At 55.7% G+C, this 19550-nt stretch carries 18 protein-coding genes; 10 read left to right on the top strand and 8 right to left on the bottom strand.

All coding sequences use genetic code 11. The features are described from left to right. Positions 1-206 precede the first annotated feature (206 nt). The gene (locus tag BHU62_RS21220) at positions 207-1484 is read left to right on the top strand and encodes a glycoside hydrolase family 18 protein (protein ID WP_073534425.1); all 1278 of its coding nucleotides are present in this window, start codon (positions 207-209) and stop codon (positions 1482-1484) included. Positions 1485-1530: 46 nt separating this feature from the next. Here BHU62_RS21220 and BHU62_RS21215 read toward each other — a convergent pair whose 3' ends face one another. After that, entirely contained in the window at positions 1531-1803 is a 273-nt protein-coding gene (locus BHU62_RS21215; protein WP_004932218.1) for a YeaC family protein, read from the bottom strand. Between the two features lie 63 nt (positions 1804-1866). After that, positions 1867-2280, bottom strand: a complete 414-nt coding sequence (gene msrB / locus BHU62_RS21210) for a peptide-methionine (R)-S-oxide reductase MsrB (RefSeq protein ID WP_073534424.1) — start codon at positions 2278-2280, stop codon at positions 1867-1869. A 348-nt stretch (positions 2281-2628) separates the two neighbouring features. Here msrB and gapA point away from each other — a divergent pair, with 348 nt between their 5' ends. Both gapA and BHU62_RS21200 read left to right on the top strand, forming a co-directional pair. After that, a complete protein-coding gene (gene gapA / locus BHU62_RS21205; protein WP_073534423.1) occupies positions 2629-3624 on the top strand; it encodes a glyceraldehyde-3-phosphate dehydrogenase in 996 nt (331 codons plus the stop codon). Between the two features lie 83 nt (positions 3625-3707). Further along, a complete protein-coding gene (locus tag BHU62_RS21200) occupies positions 3708-4583 on the top strand; it encodes a D-hexose-6-phosphate mutarotase (protein ID WP_073534422.1) in 876 nt (291 codons plus the stop codon). 94 nt (positions 4584-4677) lie between these two features. Here BHU62_RS21200 and BHU62_RS21195 read toward each other — a convergent pair whose 3' ends face one another. Then, positions 4678-5442 (bottom strand): MipA/OmpV family protein, encoded by a 765-nt coding sequence (locus BHU62_RS21195; RefSeq protein WP_073534421.1) that lies wholly within the window; start codon positions 5440-5442, stop codon positions 4678-4680. 426 nt (positions 5443-5868) lie between these two features. On the opposite strand from BHU62_RS21195, the gene yeaG reads away from it, so the two are divergent. Then, positions 5869-7803: a protein kinase YeaG gene (gene yeaG / locus BHU62_RS21190; RefSeq protein WP_073534420.1), complete on the top strand. Its 1935-nt coding sequence runs from the start codon at positions 5869-5871 to the stop codon at positions 7801-7803. 131 nt (positions 7804-7934) lie between these two features. Further along, the gene (locus BHU62_RS21185) at positions 7935-9206 is read left to right on the top strand and encodes a YeaH/YhbH family protein (protein WP_073534419.1); all 1272 of its coding nucleotides are present in this window, start codon (positions 7935-7937) and stop codon (positions 9204-9206) included. Positions 9207-9268: 62 nt separating this feature from the next. Here BHU62_RS21185 and BHU62_RS21180 read toward each other — a convergent pair whose 3' ends face one another. After that, positions 9269-10777: a hypothetical protein gene (locus BHU62_RS21180; RefSeq protein ID WP_139282310.1), complete on the bottom strand. Its 1509-nt coding sequence runs from the start codon at positions 10775-10777 to the stop codon at positions 9269-9271. A gap of 436 nt (positions 10778-11213) precedes the next feature. On the opposite strand from BHU62_RS21180, the gene BHU62_RS21175 reads away from it, so the two are divergent. Further along, entirely contained in the window at positions 11214-11444 is a 231-nt protein-coding gene (locus tag BHU62_RS21175) for a hypothetical protein (protein ID WP_073534417.1), read from the top strand. A gap of 222 nt (positions 11445-11666) precedes the next feature. On the opposite strand, the gene BHU62_RS21170 is transcribed toward BHU62_RS21175, so the two are convergent. Continuing rightward, positions 11667-12356, bottom strand: a complete 690-nt coding sequence (locus BHU62_RS21170) for an alpha/beta hydrolase (RefSeq protein ID WP_073534416.1) — start codon at positions 12354-12356, stop codon at positions 11667-11669. A gap of 872 nt (positions 12357-13228) precedes the next feature. Here BHU62_RS21170 and BHU62_RS21165 point away from each other — a divergent pair. After that, positions 13229-13405: a GhoT/OrtT family toxin gene (locus BHU62_RS21165; RefSeq protein ID WP_025159799.1), complete on the top strand. Its 177-nt coding sequence runs from the start codon at positions 13229-13231 to the stop codon at positions 13403-13405. A 275-nt stretch (positions 13406-13680) separates the two neighbouring features. On the opposite strand, the gene BHU62_RS21160 is transcribed toward BHU62_RS21165, so the two are convergent. After that, positions 13681-13974 (bottom strand): hypothetical protein, encoded by a 294-nt coding sequence (locus tag BHU62_RS21160; protein ID WP_073534415.1) that lies wholly within the window; start codon positions 13972-13974, stop codon positions 13681-13683. A gap of 225 nt (positions 13975-14199) precedes the next feature. Here BHU62_RS21160 and BHU62_RS21155 point away from each other — a divergent pair, with 225 nt between their 5' ends. The 3 genes from BHU62_RS21155 to BHU62_RS21140 all read left to right on the top strand — a co-directional run bounded on the left by BHU62_RS21155 (position 14200) and on the right by BHU62_RS21140 (position 16831). After that, positions 14200-14682 (top strand): hypothetical protein, encoded by a 483-nt coding sequence (locus BHU62_RS21155; protein ID WP_073534414.1) that lies wholly within the window; start codon positions 14200-14202, stop codon positions 14680-14682. Between the two features lie 316 nt (positions 14683-14998). After that, a complete protein-coding gene (locus tag BHU62_RS21145; protein ID WP_073534412.1) occupies positions 14999-15559 on the top strand; it encodes a 3'-5' exonuclease in 561 nt (186 codons plus the stop codon). A gap of 78 nt (positions 15560-15637) precedes the next feature. Beyond that, on the top strand, positions 15638-16831 hold the full coding sequence (locus BHU62_RS21140) for a multidrug effflux MFS transporter (protein WP_073534411.1): 1194 nt from the start codon (positions 15638-15640) through the stop codon (positions 16829-16831). 8 nt (positions 16832-16839) lie between these two features. Here the strand turns inward: BHU62_RS21140 and dadX are convergent, their stop codons facing one another. Together dadX and BHU62_RS21130 are read right to left on the bottom strand one after the other, a co-directional pair. After that, positions 16840-17913, bottom strand: coding sequence for a catabolic alanine racemase DadX (gene dadX, locus BHU62_RS21135; RefSeq protein ID WP_073534410.1), 1074 nt, complete (start codon positions 17911-17913; stop codon positions 16840-16842). 76 nt (positions 17914-17989) lie between these two features. Then, entirely contained in the window at positions 17990-19294 is a 1305-nt protein-coding gene (locus BHU62_RS21130; protein ID WP_073534409.1) for a D-amino acid dehydrogenase, read from the bottom strand. Positions 19295-19550: the final 256 nt, after the last annotated feature.

Raw genomic sequence — 19550 nt, 5'->3', positions numbered from 1 at the left:
CTCTGCGCGGCGGCGAAAATATCGACGCCGCTCACAATACCACCCTTCTCCTCCTCCAGCCGCTTGTGGCCGACAGGCGCTTTTGCTGTTATGGCTACGACGCTTTTAGCGTCAATCGGTTATACGCATCCGGGGCCCGCTGAGCCCGGCTTTATTGTGACCGCCCCTGGCGGTACGGTCGGCCTTGCCGACCCAAGGAGACAGACATGAAAATAACCCGAAGACTGCTGCCTTTGCTGGCTGCGGTGCAGTTGGCTATGGCCGGTACCGGCACGGCCCAGGCGGCTTATCTCTCCGTCGGCTACTTCAACGGCGGCGGCGACGTCACCGCCGGCCCCGGTGGCGATATCAACAAGCTGGACGTGACGCAAATCACCCACCTCAACTATTCGTTCGGCCTGATCTACAACGACGAGAAAGACGAAACCCATGCGGCGCTGAAAGATCCCGCCCGCCGCCACCAAATCTACCTGTCGCCGAAAGTGACGGCCGATCTGCAACAGCTGCCGGTGCTGCGCAAACAGAACCCCGAGCTGAAAGTGCTGTTGTCGGTCGGCGGCTGGGGCGCACGCGGTTTCTCCGGCGCTGCCGCCACGGCGGAAAGCCGGGCGGTATTCATCCGTTCCGCGTTGCAGGTGATCGAACAGTATCAGCTGGATGGGATCGATCTTGACTGGGAATACCCGGTAAACGGCGCATGGGGGCTGGTAGAAAGCCAACCGGCAGACCGCGACAACTTCACCTTGCTGCTGAAAGAGCTTCATCAGGCGCTGGCTAAGGGCAAGCTGTTGACCATCGCCGTCGGGGCCAATGCCAAAAGCCCACAGGAGTGGGTCGACGTGAAAAGCATCGCTCCCTACCTCGACTACATCAATCTGATGACCTACGACATGGCTTACGGCACGCAGTACTTTAATGCCAACCTGTACGATTCGAAGCGTTGGCCGACCGTGGCCGCCGCCGACCGCTACAGCGCCGATGCTGTGGTGAAGAACTACCTGGCCGCCGGATTGAAACCGGCGCAGATGAACCTCGGCATCGGCTTTTACGGCCGGGTGCCAAAACGGGCTACCGAAGCGGGCATCGACTGGGACAAACCGGACGCCGCCACACAGCCGGTGACGCAGCCCTACTTCGGCGCGCGAGAAACCGCCCTGTTCAACACGCTAGGGCTGAACCTGAGCAAAGACACTTACTTTAAATACCACGATATCGTCGGCAAATTGCTCAACGATCCGCAGCGACGTTTTCGCGAGCACTGGGATGACGACGCCAAAGTGCCTTATCTGACGCTGCAATCCGTCGAAGGCAAACCGCTGTTCGCCATCTCCTACGAGAACCCGCGTTCGGTGGCGATCAAGGCCGAGTACATCAAAAGCCAGGGCTTGGGCGGTGCGATGTTCTGGGAATATGGCGCAGACGACAACAACCGGCTGGCGCAACAGCTGGCGGAATCGCTGGGGATAAAGGGCGAGAAACGTTAAATTGGCGGGGCGATGGCGACATCGCCCCGCGGTTCGGTTGATAGCCTTACTGCGGCTTGAGTTTGACCAGCGGCTCGGCGACGAACTGCTGCTTCAGCTCTTGCTTGCTCTTCATCACGATTTGCCCGTCGGTGCCGATGCTCATGTGCTGCGGATCGACGTTGTTCATCGACTGCCACAGCATCACCGCCTGCAGGCTGTTTTCCTTCTGCTCCGGCGTCAGCGCCACGCCGTCTGGCCATTTGCCCAGCTCAACCGCCTGCACCAGGCGCTGGTATATCTCGGGCGTCATCGCCGCAATCAGATCTTTCACGTCCATCAGAGCCCTTCTCGCTTACGGAGGAATAATTAGCTGAATCGATTTTGTCGGTTAAATTACCACTTAACCGGCCGTTTGCTCGCCATTTTCGCCATCGGTGAAACTCAGCGAGGCAGAGTTGACACAATAGCGATCGCCGGTTGGTTGCGGGCCATCGGGGAAAACGTGCCCCAGGTGCGCGTCGCAGTGGCCGCAGCGAATTTCAACGCGATGCATATTATGTGAATTATCATCAAGATAACGGATTGCATCGGCGGAAACCGGCTCATAGAAACTCGGCCAGCCACAGCCAGAATCGTATTTGGTTTCGGAATAGAACAGCGGCTGGTTACAGCACAGGCAATGGTACACGCCCTCACGCTTGTTGTGCAGCAATTTGCCGCTGAACGGCGCTTCGGTGCCGCGCTGTTGCGTCACATAACGTTGGATTTCATTCAGTTCCGTGACCGGATGACCGGGGGTTGTCTCTTTAGCCATTTGTGCTTATCTCTGAATGTGGATAATGTCAACGAAAACAATGATTAATAATAACAAAAAATTAACACCGCTGCAGGGGTTTTTGGCCTAAACTGTAGCCCATAAAGGCCACGTCACGGTGATATGTGATAACGATCACACATCTTGCGTATGCTGACTTTATACTTGGCGGCTTGTCCCCATATAACGGATGAGGCCGAGCGCAAATGGACTGTGCAATAAGCGTGCAAAACCACCCTTCCGGTTTGACTTGCCGCAAGAATTGACACGATTCCGCTTGACGCTGGGTAAGGTTTTTGTAATTTTACAACCAACCTTTTATTCACTAACAAATAGCTGGTGGAATATATGACTATCAAAGTAGGTATCAACGGTTTTGGCCGTATCGGTCGCATTGTTTTCCGTGCTGCTCAAGAGCGTTCTGACATCGAGATCGTTGCAATCAACGACCTGTTGGACGCAGAGTACATGGCTTACATGCTGAAGTATGACTCTACTCACGGCCGTTTCAACGGTACGGTAGAAGTTAAAGACGGCCACCTGGTTGTTAACGGCAAAACCATCCGTGTTACCGCAGAGAAAGACCCGGCTAACCTGAAGTGGAACGAAGTGGGTGTTGACGTGGTTGCTGAAGCGACCGGTATCTTCCTGACCGACGAAACCGCACGTAAACACATCACCGCTGGCGCTAAAAAAGTGGTTCTGACTGGCCCATCCAAAGATGCGACCCCAATGTTCGTTCGTGGCGCAAACTTTGACAAATATGCCGGCCAGGACATCGTTTCCAACGCCTCTTGCACCACCAACTGCCTGGCGCCACTGGCTAAAGTCATCAACGACAACTTCGGTATCGTTGAAGGCCTGATGACCACCGTTCACGCGACTACCGCCACTCAGAAAACCGTTGATGGCCCGTCTCACAAAGACTGGCGCGGCGGCCGCGGCGCATCCCAGAACATCATCCCTTCTTCTACCGGCGCAGCGAAAGCGGTTGGCGTGGTTCTGCCAGAGCTGAAAGGCAAACTGACCGGTATGGCGTTCCGCGTACCAACGCCTAACGTATCCGTTGTTGACCTGACCGTGCGTCTGGAAAAACCGGCTACCTACGAAGAAATCAAGAAAGTCATCAAAGCAGCCGCTGAAGGCTCTATGAAAGGCGTTCTGGGTTACGTTGAAGACGACGTGGTTTCCACCGATTTCAACGGCGAAGTGCTGACTTCTGTGTTCGATGCCAAAGCCGGTATCGCACTGAACGACAACTTCGTGAAACTGGTTTCCTGGTACGACAACGAAACCGGTTATTCCAACAAGGTTCTGGACCTGATCGCTCACATCTCCAAGTAATGGCATGATGTTAAGCTGATAATGAGGGCGACATTCTTGTCGCCCTTTTTTATTTGTATCTCCGGCAAACAATAGGTCATGAAATGAACGAGAAAATTTTCACCCTGCCCGTTTCCGAACAGATTTCGCCTTACATCAGCCAGCGTCAACTCGATGAGCTGGGCGTGGTGGTGGTCTCGCACCCGAAAGTGCGCGCGGCCGTCGCGCTGCAGGGTGCCCATTTGCTGGCTTGGCAGCCCAGCGGTGAGCAGCCGGTTATCTGGCTCAGCAACAACACGCCTTTCGCCAAAGGCAAGGCAATCCGCGGCGGCGTTCCGATCTGCTGGCCGTGGTTCGGCCCGGTGGCGCAACCCTCCCACGGTTTTGCCCGCAACCAGCCCTGGAGCCTGACGGCGCACGATGAAGATGACAACGGCGTCATCCTGACCTTTACGCTGAAAGACAATGAGCAGACCCGCAAACTGTGGCCACACGCTTTCACGCTGATCGCCCGGTTCAAGCTGGGTGAAGAATGCGAGATCGAACTGGAATCGCACGGCGACTATCAGGCCACGGCAGCGCTGCACAGCTACTTCCAGGTCGGCGATATCGATCGGGTCAGCGTGGCGGGCCTGGGCGAGCCCTATATCGACAAGGTGGCGGGCGGCGCCGAAGCGCGCCAGACGGGTGAAGTGACCTTCGTCGGTCAAACCGACCGCGTCTATACCCGCCCGGACGCCTTCAGCCTGATCCGCGATCCGGCGCACGCACGCACCATCGAGGTTCACCACCATCACATGAGCGACGTTATCGCCTGGAACCCCGGCGTCGAGTTGTCATGCAGCATGGGGGATATGCCGAACGACGGCTATAAGACCATGGTCTGCGTAGAAACCGGGCGCGTCAGCAAACCGCTGGTCGCCGCCGGCGAACAGCCTGCCCGCCTGGGCGTGACCTTCCGCAGCCGCAGAAAGGCCTGAATGGCCGCGTGCGGTCGCGCACTATAGATGTGCAAAAGGGGCGCCGGCGCCCCTTTTTGATGCACGAAATGCACAAAAATTGTGCAATGTGCGATTAGAAGGTGTAACTCACACCCGTCATCAGCAGACCGGTGTATGATTTATCCACCATCGGGCTGTCCTTCACTTCATCAGACAACTTCACATAGCGGCCGACGAAGAAGGCGTTCCAGCTCTTGTTGATCTGGTAATTGGCGCTCAGCTCAAGATACGGTGCCCAGCTGTCGCTTGGGGTGTAGCTGTCCAGGCCGCTGCGGCGCGATTCATTGCTGCTGACGCCGTAGTAGTATTTATTCTGGTTCTTGCTGTTCCACATCACGCCCACGCCCGGAACTAACGTCAGCGCGTCCAGGTCAAACTTGTACAGATAAGCCAGATCGCCCACCAGGCCGTTGCTGTTGTTCAGCGTGTCGCCGGTGAGCGTGGTGCGGAGGGTGCCCCACTCGGCGTTGTGAGAGTAGGCCAGGCCAGCCATCAGCGTGCCGCGGCGTTTGTCGAGACGCTTCATGCGATCGTCGTCGCTGTCGCCCGGACGGAAGCCCCATGGCGTGTAGTAACCCATGATGCTCAGCTGGTTTTCTTGATCTTTCCACAGGTAGTAACCGGCGGTCAGAGTACGGAAGTAGAAGTCGTCACCTTCATAGTCGATGACGGGCACCGGATAAACGCGGTCCTGATAACCGCGGTACGCGTCCGGGCTAACCAGCGCGGCGGCGCCAAGTGACCAGGTTCCCGCCTGAGCACTTTGCGCACAAACCATAGCGGAAGCGATAATTGCTAGCGTTTTGAGTTTTGAGATCTTCACTGGTTCTTTTTCCATAAATTACAGGGTTAATAGCCGCAATAGTTTATGTGAAAATTTAGTTGCGCGCCTAATCTTTACAATAGAAAACAACCAAGATCGAATAACTTATAGCGGAATTATGAATTAATCATGGCGGAACGATGACGTTTCATACCGCAGGCCGCGCCAGACAAGGCATTTGCTTCCCACGGTAATAACTGAGTCATTGATATGACTTAAAAAAAGCTTTTTCTGCGGCAGGAAATTTTCCGGCAAGCAAACTAAGCTTAAATCAGAAGGTGAATTTATCCTGGGCCCAGTGGCATACAGCGCAACTCGCGATAATAAGCGCACCAAGTTGGCATACGGGTTGCTGTACTCAGGAGTATTCTCATCTTTCGGGAGCCAGAACACTATCACACGCTCTCTTTAACCTGTGCTAATAACGAAAGGACGGGCATCATGAACATATTTGACCACTATCGCCAGCGCTACGAAGCTGCCAAGGACGAAGAGTTCACACTGCAGGAATTTCTTACCATTTGCCGGCAAGATCGCAGTGCCTATGCCAACGCGGCCGAACGTCTGCTGATGGCTATCGGTGAACCTGTGATGGTCGACACTGCGCTAGAGTCACGCCTGTCGCGCTTGTTCTCCAACCGCGTGATCGCACGCTATCCGGCCTTCGAAGAGTTCTACGGCATGGAAGAGGCCATCGAGCAGATCGTCTCTTACCTGAAACACGCCGCTCAGGGCCTGGAAGAGAAGAAACAGATCCTTTACCTGCTGGGCCCGGTGGGCGGCGGTAAATCCTCGCTGGCGGAACGCCTGAAAGCGTTGATGCAGCGTGTGCCAATCTACACCCTCAGCGCCAACGGCGAACGCAGCCCGGTCAATGACCATCCGCTGTGCCTGTTCAACCCGCAGGAAGACGCCACGATCCTGGAAAAAGAGTTCAATATCCCCAGCCGCTACCTCGGCACTATCATGTCGCCGTGGGCGGCGAAGCGCCTGAACGAGTTCGGCGGCGACATCACCAAATTCAAAGTGGTGAAAGTACGCCCTTCCATTCTGGAGCAGATTGCCATCGCCAAAACCGAACCGGGCGATGAAAACAACCAGGACATCTCGGCGCTGGTCGGTAAAGTGGATATCCGTAAACTGGAGAACCACGCGCAGAACGATCCGGACGCCTATGGCTACTCCGGCGCCCTGTGCCGCGCCAACCAGGGGATTATGGAGTTCGTTGAGATGTTCAAAGCGCCGATCAAGGTGCTGCACCCGCTGCTGACCGCAACCCAGGAAGGCAACTACAACGGTACCGAAGGCATCTCCGCCCTGCCGTTCAACGGCATTATTCTGGCGCACTCCAACGAATCGGAGTGGGTGACCTTCCGTAACAACAAGAACAACGAAGCATTCCTCGACCGCGTGTATATCGTCAAGGTGCCTTACTGCCTGCGGGTGTCGGAAGAGATCAAGATTTACGACAAGCTGCTTGACCACAGCGAGCTGACCCACGCGCCATGCGCCCCTGGCACGCTGGAAACGCTGGCGCGCTTTAGCGTGCTGTCGCGGCTGAAAGAGCCGGAAAACTCGAGCATTTACTCGAAAATGCGCGTGTATGACGGCGAAAGCCTCAAAGACACCGACCCGAAAGCCAAATCCTATCAGGAGTACCGCGATTACGCCGGGGTTGATGAAGGCATGAACGGCCTCTCCACCCGTTTCGCCTTTAAAATTCTTTCGAGAGTGTTCAACTTCGATCACGCCGAAGTGGCGGCCAACCCGGTGCACCTGTTCTATGTGCTGGAGCAGCAGATCGAACGCGAACAGTTCCCGCAGGATTTGGCGGAGAAATACCTGGAGCACCTGAAAGGTTATCTGATCCCGAAATACGCCGAATTTATCGGCAAAGAGATCCAGACTGCTTATCTGGAGTCCTACTCGGAATACGGGCAGAACATTTTTGACCGCTACGTGACCTACGCGGACTTCTGGATCCAGGATCAGGAGTATCGCGATCCCGACACCGGTCAACTGTTCGATCGCGAATCCCTGAACGCCGAGCTGGAAAAGATCGAAAAACCGGCCGGCATCAGCAACCCGAAAGATTTCCGCAACGAAATCGTGAACTTCGTGCTGCGCGCCCGCGCCAACAACAGCGGCCGTAACCCGAACTGGACCAGCTACGAGAAGCTGCGTACCGTGATCGAGAAGAAAATGTTCTCCAATACCGAAGAGCTGCTGCCGGTGATTTCGTTCAACGCCAAAACCTCGACGGACGAGCAGAAAAAACACGACGATTTCGTCGATCGCATGATGGAGAAAGGTTATACCCGCAAGCAGGTTCGCCTGCTGTGTGAGTGGTATCTGCGGGTCAGAAAATCCTCGTAACGCCGGAGTAAGCGGCATTATCAGGGCCATGTCCACAGTCATGGACGTTGCAGCGCGGCCCAGGGAGGGGCCGGAATATTGCGCTGTCGCGGCCGGGACATGAAGAGTTGGCAACGTCGTTTGGGGGAAGTATGGCCTATTTCATTGACCGACGGCTGAACGGTAAAAACAAGAGCATGGTGAATCGCCAGCGCTTCTTGCGCCGTTACAAGTCGCAAATCAAACAGTCGATTGCCGAAGCCATCAACAAGCGTTCGGTCACCGACGTAGACAGCGGGGAATCGGTCTCCATCCCCACTGACGATATCAACGAACCGATGTTTCATCAGGGGCGTGGCGGCACGCGTCACCGCGTTCACCCAGGCAACGACCACTTCGTGCAGAATGACCGCGTCGAACGGCCTCAGGGCGGCGCAGGCGGTGGTGGTGGCGGCCAAGGCAACGCCAGCCAGGACGGTGAAGGCCAAGATGAATTCGTCTTCCAGATTTCCAAAGACGAGTACCTCGATCTGCTGTTCGAAGATCTCGCCCTTCCCAATCTGAAAAAGAATCAGTACAAACAGCTGACCGAGTTCAAAACTCATCGCGCCGGCTATACCGCCAACGGCGTACCGGCCAATATCAGCGTCGTGCGTTCGCTGCAAAACTCGCTGGCGCGGCGTACCGCCATGACCGCCGGTAAAAGGCGCGCCCTGCACGAACTGGAAGACGAGCTGACCCAGTTGGAAAACACCGAACCGGTGCAATTGCTGGAAGAAGAACGGCTGCGCAAAGAGATTGCCGAACTGCGCAAGAAGATCGAAAGCGTGCCGTTTATCGACACCTTCGACCTCCGTTACAAAAACTATGAACGTCGGCCGGAACCTTCCAGCCAGGCGGTAATGTTCTGCCTGATGGACGTATCCGGCTCGATGGATCAGGCCACCAAAGACATGGCCAAACGTTTTTACATTCTGCTTTATCTGTTCCTGAGCCGAACCTACAAAAACGTCGAGGTAGTGTACATCCGCCACCACACTCAGGCGAAAGAGGTGGATGAGCAGGAGTTCTTCTATTCGCAGGAAACCGGCGGCACCATCGTCTCCAGCGCGCTGAAGCTGATGAACGAAGTGGTCGAAGAGCGTTACGATCCGGCACAGTGGAACATCTACGCCGCGCAAGCGTCGGACGGTGACAACTGGGCCGACGATTCACCGTTGTGTCATGAACTGTTGGCGAAAAAGATCCTGCCGATGGTGCGTTACTACAGCTATATAGAAATCACCCGCCGCGCTCACCAAACGCTGTGGCGCGAGTACGAGGACCTGCAAGCGAGATTCGACAACTTCGCCATGCAGCATATCCGCGAACCGGACGATATCTATCCGGTATTCCGAGAACTGTTTCGCAAGCAAACAGCCTGAACCAGAACACAGCCGGTGATTTCACTGGCTGTGTTTTAACCTGATCATTCGAGAACAATCTCTTACTGCATCATTAATTCAGCCGTCCAGTCGACACCGTTGGCAAAGGTTGATGCGTCCAATAACAACTGGATCGTCAACCCATTGTCCAATGAGTAATACCCACCGGCCAGTTCATTAAACGTCTGCGCTGCAAACTTACCGTTGCTCTGCTGAGTCAGTGACTTTACATGTGCGATTTTATTGCCATCAAGCACTTCGATTGCATAAGTATCCGCAACGGTCAGATTGGCGCCCACCGCCTTCAGGCTCAGTAACCAGCTGGAATAAGGCGGTAAATCTTTGATGATAAGCTTCCTTAAGGTTTTCAACTCAGACTGACCAAACTTGATACACGCCCCTTTCAACCTGACTCTTGGCCGCGAACCGCTGGTACCGTAAACCTTCGCCTGCGACCCAATCAATGAAAACAGCCCGAAACGCTCCGGCATATCGGTAACATCCAGGCGGTTAAGCTGCCCGCCAAGCTGCCGATACTCAACATCGCAAAATGCATTATCGGCAACCCGCACCTGCCATGAGCTGGGTTTCCATGCCTCCATCGAGAATCCGTCGTTGCGATTAATACAGACGCTCTCAATAAACTCAGAAAATTGGCTGACCAACACCGTTGAATGGCCGCCTCCTTTTTCGTTCCAGCCACCGATATCAATCAGTGACGAATACAATTTCACACTGTTTTTTTCCGTGCCATCGCCGATGACGATCCCGGCATCGTTGCCAACTGCGCCCTGATGATACAACCGGGAAATGGTTGTGCCATAAAACGATCGGGTACCGCCGCTATCGCTGTCACGCACCAGATAAACCGTCTTTTTACACTGGCGGCTGAGGATGTTTTCTATCACTGCACCTTCTGTCCACGATTTTTTATTCCGCAAGACGATCAACGCGCCATTCGTGTAGTTTTTACCGAAGCAATTCTTAATCTCGAATCCCCATGCGTCCTGAAACTCGACAAATGCCGCATTCTCCCCGGCATTTCCGATAACCTCGATATCATAGACACCGCCAGCAACCCAGAGATTCGCCCCGCCAAACAGGACGCCGACATTGTCGCCGTCATGTTTGATTTTTACATTGGCGGTTTTGCCGCTGGAGCTGCCATGAATGCTGATTCCACCATTCAATGTATTGATATACACGCCGCCCTTCAGAGTATATTCCTTGGCTGATGGGGGGATAGAAATACGCCCGATGCCATTGCGCTGTGCGAACTTGATCGCGCTGACCAAAAAGGGGTCCAACGCCCCTCCTGGGATAAGGCCGAAATACGACAGGCAAATGTCATGTGTATACCGACGCTTCCAACGCTGCCCCTGTGAGGTGACCACCACCATGCCATTATCGTCTGGAGAAACCGTGTCATTCGGATCATGATAAAAGAAACCGCCACCAAAACCGCTATGAGTGGCGTGATGGGAAACCAAAATCTCCTTGAGTTCATCCGTAGGAATAACAGTTCTCAACGCCGCCAGATCGTCACATGAATAAATATTCTTAGGATTCATACCGCCCACGCTAAAGTGATGATAAAAGTTAACGCCCCTCCCAAGAGGGTGTCCTTATTCCGCACACCCAGAATACTAATATCGAACGAAGTATGACGCGCCCTAACTTGTCCCAGTGAAACACGGCACAACGCTTTCCTCACGTAGAGATGACTTAACCACATGCGATGGCTTATAACCTCGACGCGAAATATCTGGCACTCATGCTCATGAATTTAATTTCTCGGTGAATGCCGCAACACATGACTCAATACTTGCCTGAGGTTATTCCTAAACATTCACATCCGCACCCGCGCGGCTTGATAGGAATATTCCCATTCAGTTATCGTTACCTCACGCCTTGGGTTCTGCCCCAAGCGACATTTGCTTAATTTTATTTTTCTATGGCTTCTCAGCCCGCTTCGGCGGGCATTTACCTGTCAGCAGGTTAAACATCATGAACGACTACACCCTCTATGGCCTCAGCAAGAACGATGTTGATGAATATCATAAGCAAATATGCTGCCTGCTCGGCAAAAGCGTGCTGCTGGTGCTGACCGCCAATAAGCCGATAACCAAACAGAATCTGCTCGCCTGCCTTATTCAGGAGGTAGAAAAGCAGCCCGATGAACATTTTCAAAGCCTGTATCGCGCGGCAATAGAAATGATCGGCGTTAACGGGCGCTAGGGTGATATGCGAAAGTCGGAAATTTACGCGATTATTGCCATCATCGTGGTGTTGATCATGCTGTTAATGATTAGCATGGATAGTGATATCAGCGTTTATCCCTAATGGCCGCCTCCCGCGCCGGTGTTTCAGCGCTATGGCAGAGGGGGTGAAGAGAGAATCCAGCGCCGCAGTTAATTATGGCGCCTCTTCTTCACCCGGACATATTGGCGTGCCCTTTCTTTATCGCGCACCGGCCGCTTCGTCGATCAACCCCGCCACCTCATCGGCATGGGAAACCAGCGAAGCATGGCTGGCATTCAGCACCATCACTTTTTTAGCCTGCAATCGCTGCGCCATGTGTCGTTGGTTCTCCGGGGCAATCATGCGATCGTCGCTGGAGAGTTGATACCATGACGGTTTATGCCTCCAGGCCGGCTCGCCGATAACATTACCGAAGGTTGCGGCCAATGGAGCCTTCTGCGCTACCGCCATCACCAACGCCTCGTCGGCGGTAAGATCCTGACAAAAGCTTTCGTGAAACTTATCGGCCTTGATCCACAAATACCCATCGCTATCCGCCGCCAGATTCGCTGCCGCCACCGGCGGCTGCGCCTGAGTGAGGCCGCCGGGGCTTTCGCCGGCGTCCGGCGCAAATGCCGCAATATAAACCAGGCCTACCACGTTAGGCTGGTTGCCCATTTCAGTGATGACCGCCCCACCGTAAGAGTGCCCCACCAGCAGTACCGGCCCCGTTTGTTGCGCGACCATCTTGCGCGTGCGTTCCGCATCGTCCGCCAGTGAGGTCAGCGGCATTTCCACCGCGTGAATCGACGAGTATCCCCTGCGCGACAACTCGATAATGACTTTGCTCCAGTGTGCTGCGCCGCCCCAAAATCCGTGCACCAGCACGATAGTGGTTTCTTTGCTCATTGCTGACTCCTTCTCTCTATGGAGCGCTGTGGACAGGTGAACAGACGCCATAAAGCATCGACACCATACTGTCGCGCCGTCTCGGGATCCCCATTTTATATAGTCAGCCTCGCGGAGTTCGGCAATAGCTACGACGGGTTAACCCCGACCGTTTGCAGGCGTCGCTTTTGGCTATCGCAACGGCGGCATGCCGCGCACCCAGGACGAAAGATTGGATTAAAACTAGGATTCTTACCCATACCGATCTAAAATTTCGCTAAAAAACAAAGAGAAGTAAATTAGTCTCACCGGGAAAAGGAATTAAATTGTGAAGGAAATGCTCTCCATCGTCTTTATGGTGTGCCTGTTGGCGCTGCTTTTTTCGTGGCTGTTCGTCTACGGTCTTAACATTCATTAAACCTGCTGCCCCCTTTTCTGATGGACGGGCAACGCATCGGCATGAACGCCAAAACCGCCTGAACGACGAGCATCCTGTCGATGCGCTTATCGAACACCACACCCACCGCCGCTCAGAAAGGCGGCGCGAACCGGCGGGTTCCACCTCCTCTCTCCTGCGCTTCTTTTACATTAAAACATTATTAAATCTTATATTTCATGACACCATCGCGTTTCCGCGTACCTCTACCGAGCATGTTCTTATCTTGGCTACATCCCCTCGGAGAAGGCGTTTACCGCCTTCGAATGTTACCGGTAACTATGTTGTTGATTTCTTTTCGTAATAAACATACAGCCGTTAATAACCCCACGTTCTTTATAGAAATAAATTATGCAGACTTAAGGATAAAGGTTTGAATAAACGGCCGTGGGTCATTGATTATCGGCCGCCAAGCTCCTAAAATTCGCGCGTAAAAATACAACTGGGATCGGGTTTCATGTCGTCGCTGTGGGTTGCAACGCAATACTGTTATTTTATTGGCCTTTTAGTTTCTATGGTTTTCACCTACCTGGTTAGCAGGGATACCGTCAAAATTCGTTGTATCAGCGCGCTGACCATCGGGCTAACCTGGCCGCTGAGCCTACCGGTGGTCTTGCTGTTTTCACTGTTCTGACGCCAGAAAACGCTTCGTCACTCTCACCTGCTTTCAATCAGCTGTGCTAATGAAAATTGGTTAGACGCCGAAGCCGCAACACCCGGCGCAGGATAAAAAAAATGCCAGCGCGAGGCTGGCAGGAAAACTGGAAGCAATGTGAGCAATGTCGTGCCGGCTCGGGGGGCACAGAAGGAGACAACCCTTTTCCCCTCACCGGCGATTAAGATGATAATACGTCTCATTACCGAATGTAAAGTCATTTCCCGACGAAACTTTTTCCCTTGGATATAATATCAGCCGCGCGGCGCTAGCCAGCACTGATACAGCCGCCCCGCCCCCCACACCATCAACCACAGAAAAATGTTCAACCCCAACCACAGCATCAGTAAATAGAGGAAAGTCTGATAACCGGGAATGCCACGATCGGCGTCAAACGGGTTGAAGCGCAAGAATTTGACGATCGCGAAGGGGTTTAAATTGAAACGGTTGAAGACGCAGGCCGTCAGCAACGGCGGTAACAGCACATACCATGCCAGGCTGAACAGCAGCAGGGTTTGGGTGCCTGATGTGTTTTTATAATCTTTCATATCAATAAATAACGTCTTCCTTCACGGCCAGCAAACCGCTCGACGATGACATGCAAACCGACCCTGACGACGAAGAATAGTTCCGCGCAAACGCTGAAATAAAGCCGATCCTGCGTTTAATTCTCATTTAGCACCCGGGTGATATATACCCTGTGGATTTTAAATTTCGATGCCGGTGCGCCGCCTTCAACCGCAGCGTTTGCGTGGCATCCTCAGGAGGCATTAATGAAACCGGACGCATTCACCCTGCCGCCGAACCCGAAAAAACTCAAGGTGATCTACGGCTGGTATATTTACGTGATCTATATCCTGCTGGTTTTCAACATTTACATGGCGGTCTACAACGTCTGCGTTAGGTATCCGATCGAAACCCCGCTGCTGTCGCTGTTTCACAGCGTGTTCCTCGCGCTGATGCTGCAACAGGTGCTCAAGAAGCACAGCGTTTTCGCCTGGATCTTGCTGAGCTATTTTATTTTGATGCGCCTGTATTACGCCAATGTGCTGCATGTCGAGTTCACGCTGGTAAGCCGCGCCCTGGTGCTGCTGATTCTGACGCTGCTACTTACCGGCGCCGTGGCCGTGGGACAGTTGGCCTCTCCCCCTCAGCGGCATGACTGGTTGGCGCGGCTGGGCTGGCGACAATGGGCCGTGCTCACGGCGTTGGCGGCGATCCTGACACCATTGATCACTACCGACTATCTGGGCTAAAAAACAGCGCTATCTCGGGATGTGAGGTTCAGAAATATCCACCATTCGGCATATTTTGGTGTAGTTACCCGCTTTCTCACAGATCTTGTCCGTGACGAACACGCTAAGGTAGCCCAGCAACAGCAAGTAACCCACCATGCACAAAATAAAGATAAGCGTTCTCACCGATAGCGACCAACCTGACGAAAATATCTCGGGCATCATAACCTGAACGATGCGCTTTAGCCCGTATCAAAGTATTTCATTCTTGTGCGGGCCGCATCGGCGCGCGTTCTGTAGTAACATTAAGCCACCACGCCCACCGCCGGAAACGCCTATGCACCATCTGATGTTAGACATTGAAACCTTGGACATAAAACCCAGCGCCGTCATTCTGGTGGTCGCCGCGGTATTTTTCGATCCTCGTACCGGGGAGCTGGGCGCCGAATTTGAAGCCGGCGTCAGCAGCCAGAAGGATCAGCCGGGCCGAACCATCAGCCTGGATACGGTCGCCTGGTGGGCGAAACAATCCGACGAAGCGCGCAAGCTGGCCTTCGGCGGTACCGAGAGCCTGAAACGCGTGCTGAGCAGCCTCAGCCGCTTTATTCATATGAACAGCACCGATACGGTGAAAGTCTGGGGCAACGGCAAAGAGTTCGACTGCGCGATCCTCGAACACGCTTTCCAGCAGCTGGAAATGCCCTGCCCGTGGAAATTCTGGGATACTCAGGACGTGCGCACGGTGATCACGTTGGCGGAGCTGCACGGTTTTAACCCGAAAAAGGCCCGCCCGTTCGAAGGCATGCCGCATCGCGCGTTGGATGATGCCCGACACCAGGCCCGCTATGTGGCCGATACCGTCTCGGCGCTCTATTACCGCCAGAGTGCGCAGCGCTGACCCCGCTTTGCCCCTTTTCATTTGCCGTCAGAATCTCTACTCTAGCCCTCTTTGTCACTCGGACGTGCCTTTCTTGTTATGCAAAAGTTTCTGTTTCTGCTTCTCAGCCTGGTGCTGCTCGGCCCATTAGGCATCGATCTCTACCTGCCGACCATACCCGCCATCGCCGCCGGCCTGGGCAGCAGTGAAGCGCTGATTCAATCCACCATTTCACTGTTTATTCTGGTGCTCGGCCTCGGCCAAATCATCGCCGGCCCGCTGGTGGATAACTATGGCCGCAAGCCGGTGGCGCTGGCCGGCATTATCCTCTACATGATCGGCGCAGCGATGGCGGCGCTGGCCACCAGCCCGACGATCTTCATCGCTTCGCGTCTGCTGCAAGGGGTAGCGGTCTGTTGTACCGCCGTCGTCGCCTTCAGCGGCGTGCGCGACCGCCTCAACGGTGACGACGCCGCCCGCGCTTTCGGCTTCCTCAACGGCACGCTGAATATCATCCCGGCGCTGGCGCCGCTGCTCGGTGGCCTGCTCGCCGAAGCCTTCGGCTGGCGCGCGCCCTTCTGGTTCCTGGTCGGCTACGCGCTGCTGGTGTTGGTGCTCATCGCGCTGCGTCTGCCTGAGACCCGCCCCGCCGACACAGTGCCGGTCAAAGGGCTGCCGGTACGCCAATACGCACGCATCCTCAGCGAACGGCGCTTCCTCTCCTTTGCGGTGGTGAACTCCGGGGCGATGGGCATGGCGCTGACCTACGTTTCTCTGGCGCCGAACGTGCTGATGGGTACCGCCGGCCTGACTCCGCTGCAATTCTCGCTGGTGTTCGGCGCCAACGGCTTCTGGATCATGCTGGTCAGCTTCTTCGCCAACCGCATCATCCACAAGGTCGGCCGCCCGATTTGTCTGGCAACCGGCGGCATTTTGATGGGGCTGGGCTGCCTGGGCCTGCTGCTGGGCGTTACGCTGCTGCCGGCGGCGGCGCAAGCGTACTGGCTGGCATATATGTTGCCGGTCGCCAGCGCCTGTGCCGGATTGGCATTCGTGATGGGCCCAGCCACCAGTTACGCCCTGGAGCCGTACTCCAATGAGGCCGGCGTCGCGTCTGCGCTGGTCGGTTTCGTGCAGATGGCGGGCGGTGCCGCGTTAGGCTTGGTGGCGATGGCGTTGCCGCTGCAGCCGAAGCTGTCGCTGGCGCTGGTGATGCTGGCGGGTTGCCTGCTGGCGCTGCATGCACGGCGGCTCAGCAAGCAGATTAAAGGTCAGATAAAAAAAGTTGCCTGAGCCGTGGCTCAGGCTTCGGTGACGACCGGCACTCGCGCCGCCAGCGCCGACAGCAGTTCATAGCCTAACGTCCCTGCCGCCGTGGCCACCTCATCCACCGGCAGACGTTTCCCCCACAGTTCCACTTCGGCGCCCAGTTCGGCTTGCGGACAGGGCGTCAAATCCACCGCCAACATATCCATCGATACCGTTCCCAGGGTGCGCGTCAGCACGCCATCAACCCACACCGGCGTACCGGTCGGTGCATGACGCGGATAGCCGTCGGCGTAACCGCAGGCCACCACACCGATGCGCTGCGGGCCGGCGGCACTGTAACGGCCACCGTAACCCACGCGATCGCCAGCCTTCAGTCGCTGAATGCCGATGATCTCGCTGCTCAGCGTCATCGCCGGCCGCAGGCCCGTCGTCGCAACATCCTTCCAGCAACCGCTCGGCGACGCGCCATAGAGAATGATCCCTGGGCGTATCCAGCTGCCGTGGGTCGAAGGATGCCACAGCGTGGCAGCTGAGTTGGCCAGGCAGCGCGGCAACGGAATATCGGCGGCGGCGGTATCAATGGTAGCCATCTGCTGGGTCACGCCTTCCGGGCCGTCGGCGGTGGCGAAATGGCTCATCAGCGTAAGCTCGGCGATGTTGGCAACCGCCTGTGCCCTGCGCCACACCTCGTGCAAGCGCTCGGGTGCGAATCCCAGCCGATTCATGCCGCTGTTCACTTTCAGATAGACATTGAGCGGTGCACTCAGCCTGGTGTCGGCGATCGCCGCCAGTTGCCAGTCGCTGTGCACCGCCGTCGTCAGGCGATAACGATCGAGCAACGCCAGGTCCTGCTGTTGGAAGAAACCTTCCAGCAGCAGAATAGGCCCCTGCCAGCCGGACTCGCGCAGCAGCACCGCTTCGGCCAGGTCCAGCATGGCGAAACCATCGGTTTGCGCCATACTGCGCCAAACGTGTTTGATGCCGTGGCCATAGGCGTTGGCTTTGACCACCGACCAGACTTTGGCACCGGGGGCAAAACGGCGCACCACCTGCAAGTTGTTTTCAATCGCGCCAAGATGCATCGTGGCAGTTATGGGACGGGGCATCGCTTCTCCTTGGGGCAGCGTACAGCGGCCACGCGCGTCTGCGCGTGGCCGGGAAAGTCTATGATCGGATCGACGATTAACGCGCGGGGTGCACGTCGTTCAGCGGGACCGCGTGTTGCTGACGAAACCCGGCGCTGTAACGCGCCACCGCCAGATCGTCGGAAGGGATCGCCGGCGTAACGCCGGACATCAGATCGGACAGCAACTGCCCGGAACCACAGGCCATCGTCCAGCCCAGCGTGCCGTGTCCGGTGTTGAGATACAGGTTCTTCAGCGAAGTGCGGCCGACGATCGGCGTGCCGTCCGGCGTCATCGGGCGCAGGCCGGTCCAAAACGTCGCGTCTTCCACCCTGCCGCCGTTCGGGTAGAGATCGCGCACCACCATCTCCAGCGTTTCCCGCCGCTTTTGTTCAAGCTGGGTATTGAAGCCGACGATCTCCGCCATGCCCCCGACGCGAATACGCTGGTCGAAACGCGTGATGGCAATTTTGTACGTCTCATCCAGCACCGTGGAGAACGGCGCCGCCGCTTCGTCGGTGATTGGAATGGTCAGCGAATACCCCTTCAACGGGTAAACCGGAATAGACACCAGGCCGCGTAACAGCGCCGTGGAGTACGAACCGAATGCCACCACGTAGCTGTCGGCTTTAAACACCTCTTCGCCGCACTGCACGCCGGCGATCTTGTCGCCCTCCACCAGCAGACGATCGACGCTGCGGTTGAACAGGAAGGTCACGCCGGCCTGCTGCGCCATCTTCGCCAGTTGCTGCGTAAACAGCTGGCAGTCGCCGGTTTCGTCGTTCGGCAGTTGCAGGCCACCGGTCAGCTTGTGCGCCACCTGTGCCAGCGCTGGCTCGACGCTGGCAAGCTGGCTGGCTTCCAGCAGTTTGTAAGGCACCCCGGCGTCTTCCAATACCGCGATATCTTTCGCTGCGTTTTCGAACTGTTGCTGGGTGCGGAACAGCTGCAGCGTGCCGCCCTGGCGCCCTTCGTACTGGATGCCGGTTTCCTGACGCAGCGCCTTGATGCAGTCGCGGCTGTATTCCGCCAGGCGCACCATGCGGCCTTTGTTGGTCATGTAGTGTTCAGTGTTGCAGTTTTTCAGCATCTGCCACATCCAGCTCAGCTGGAAGCTGCTGCCGTCGAGGCGGATCGCCAACGGCGCATGGCGCTGGAACATCCACTTGATGGCCTTCAGCGGTACGCCCGGTGCCGCCCAGGGGGCGGCATAGCCCGGTGAAATCTGCCCGGCGTTCGCCGCGCTGGTTTCCAATGCCGGGCCGGGCTGACGATCGATCACCGTCACCTCGTGCCCCGCCTTCGCCAAATACCAGGCACTGGCTACGCCCACCACTCCACTACCTAAAATTACCACTCGCATCGCTGACTCCAGCCCAAGGCTTCACAAAGCATAATCTTCTGCTTACAGGAAATTAACTCAGTGAAAAAATCCGTCCAACAACTTCGTCATCAAACGTGACAATATTCACAATTAATTTATCGTCGATGGGCCCTGCATTTGCAATAGCCGCTCGTAAATAGCGATAAGATGCGGTTTAGGGGGGAATGTGGCGTCAGACCACCACTGAATCGATAGCAATGCTATCAATGATAGCAAGAAAAAAAGGCGTGATAAG

This window comes from Serratia marcescens, from assembly GCF_001902635.1.
GTDB lineage: Bacteria > Pseudomonadota > Gammaproteobacteria > Enterobacterales > Enterobacteriaceae > Serratia > Serratia marcescens_F.
The sequence above is the reverse complement of the archived record's forward strand: the minus strand, read 5'-3'. Positions and strand labels throughout refer to the sequence as shown.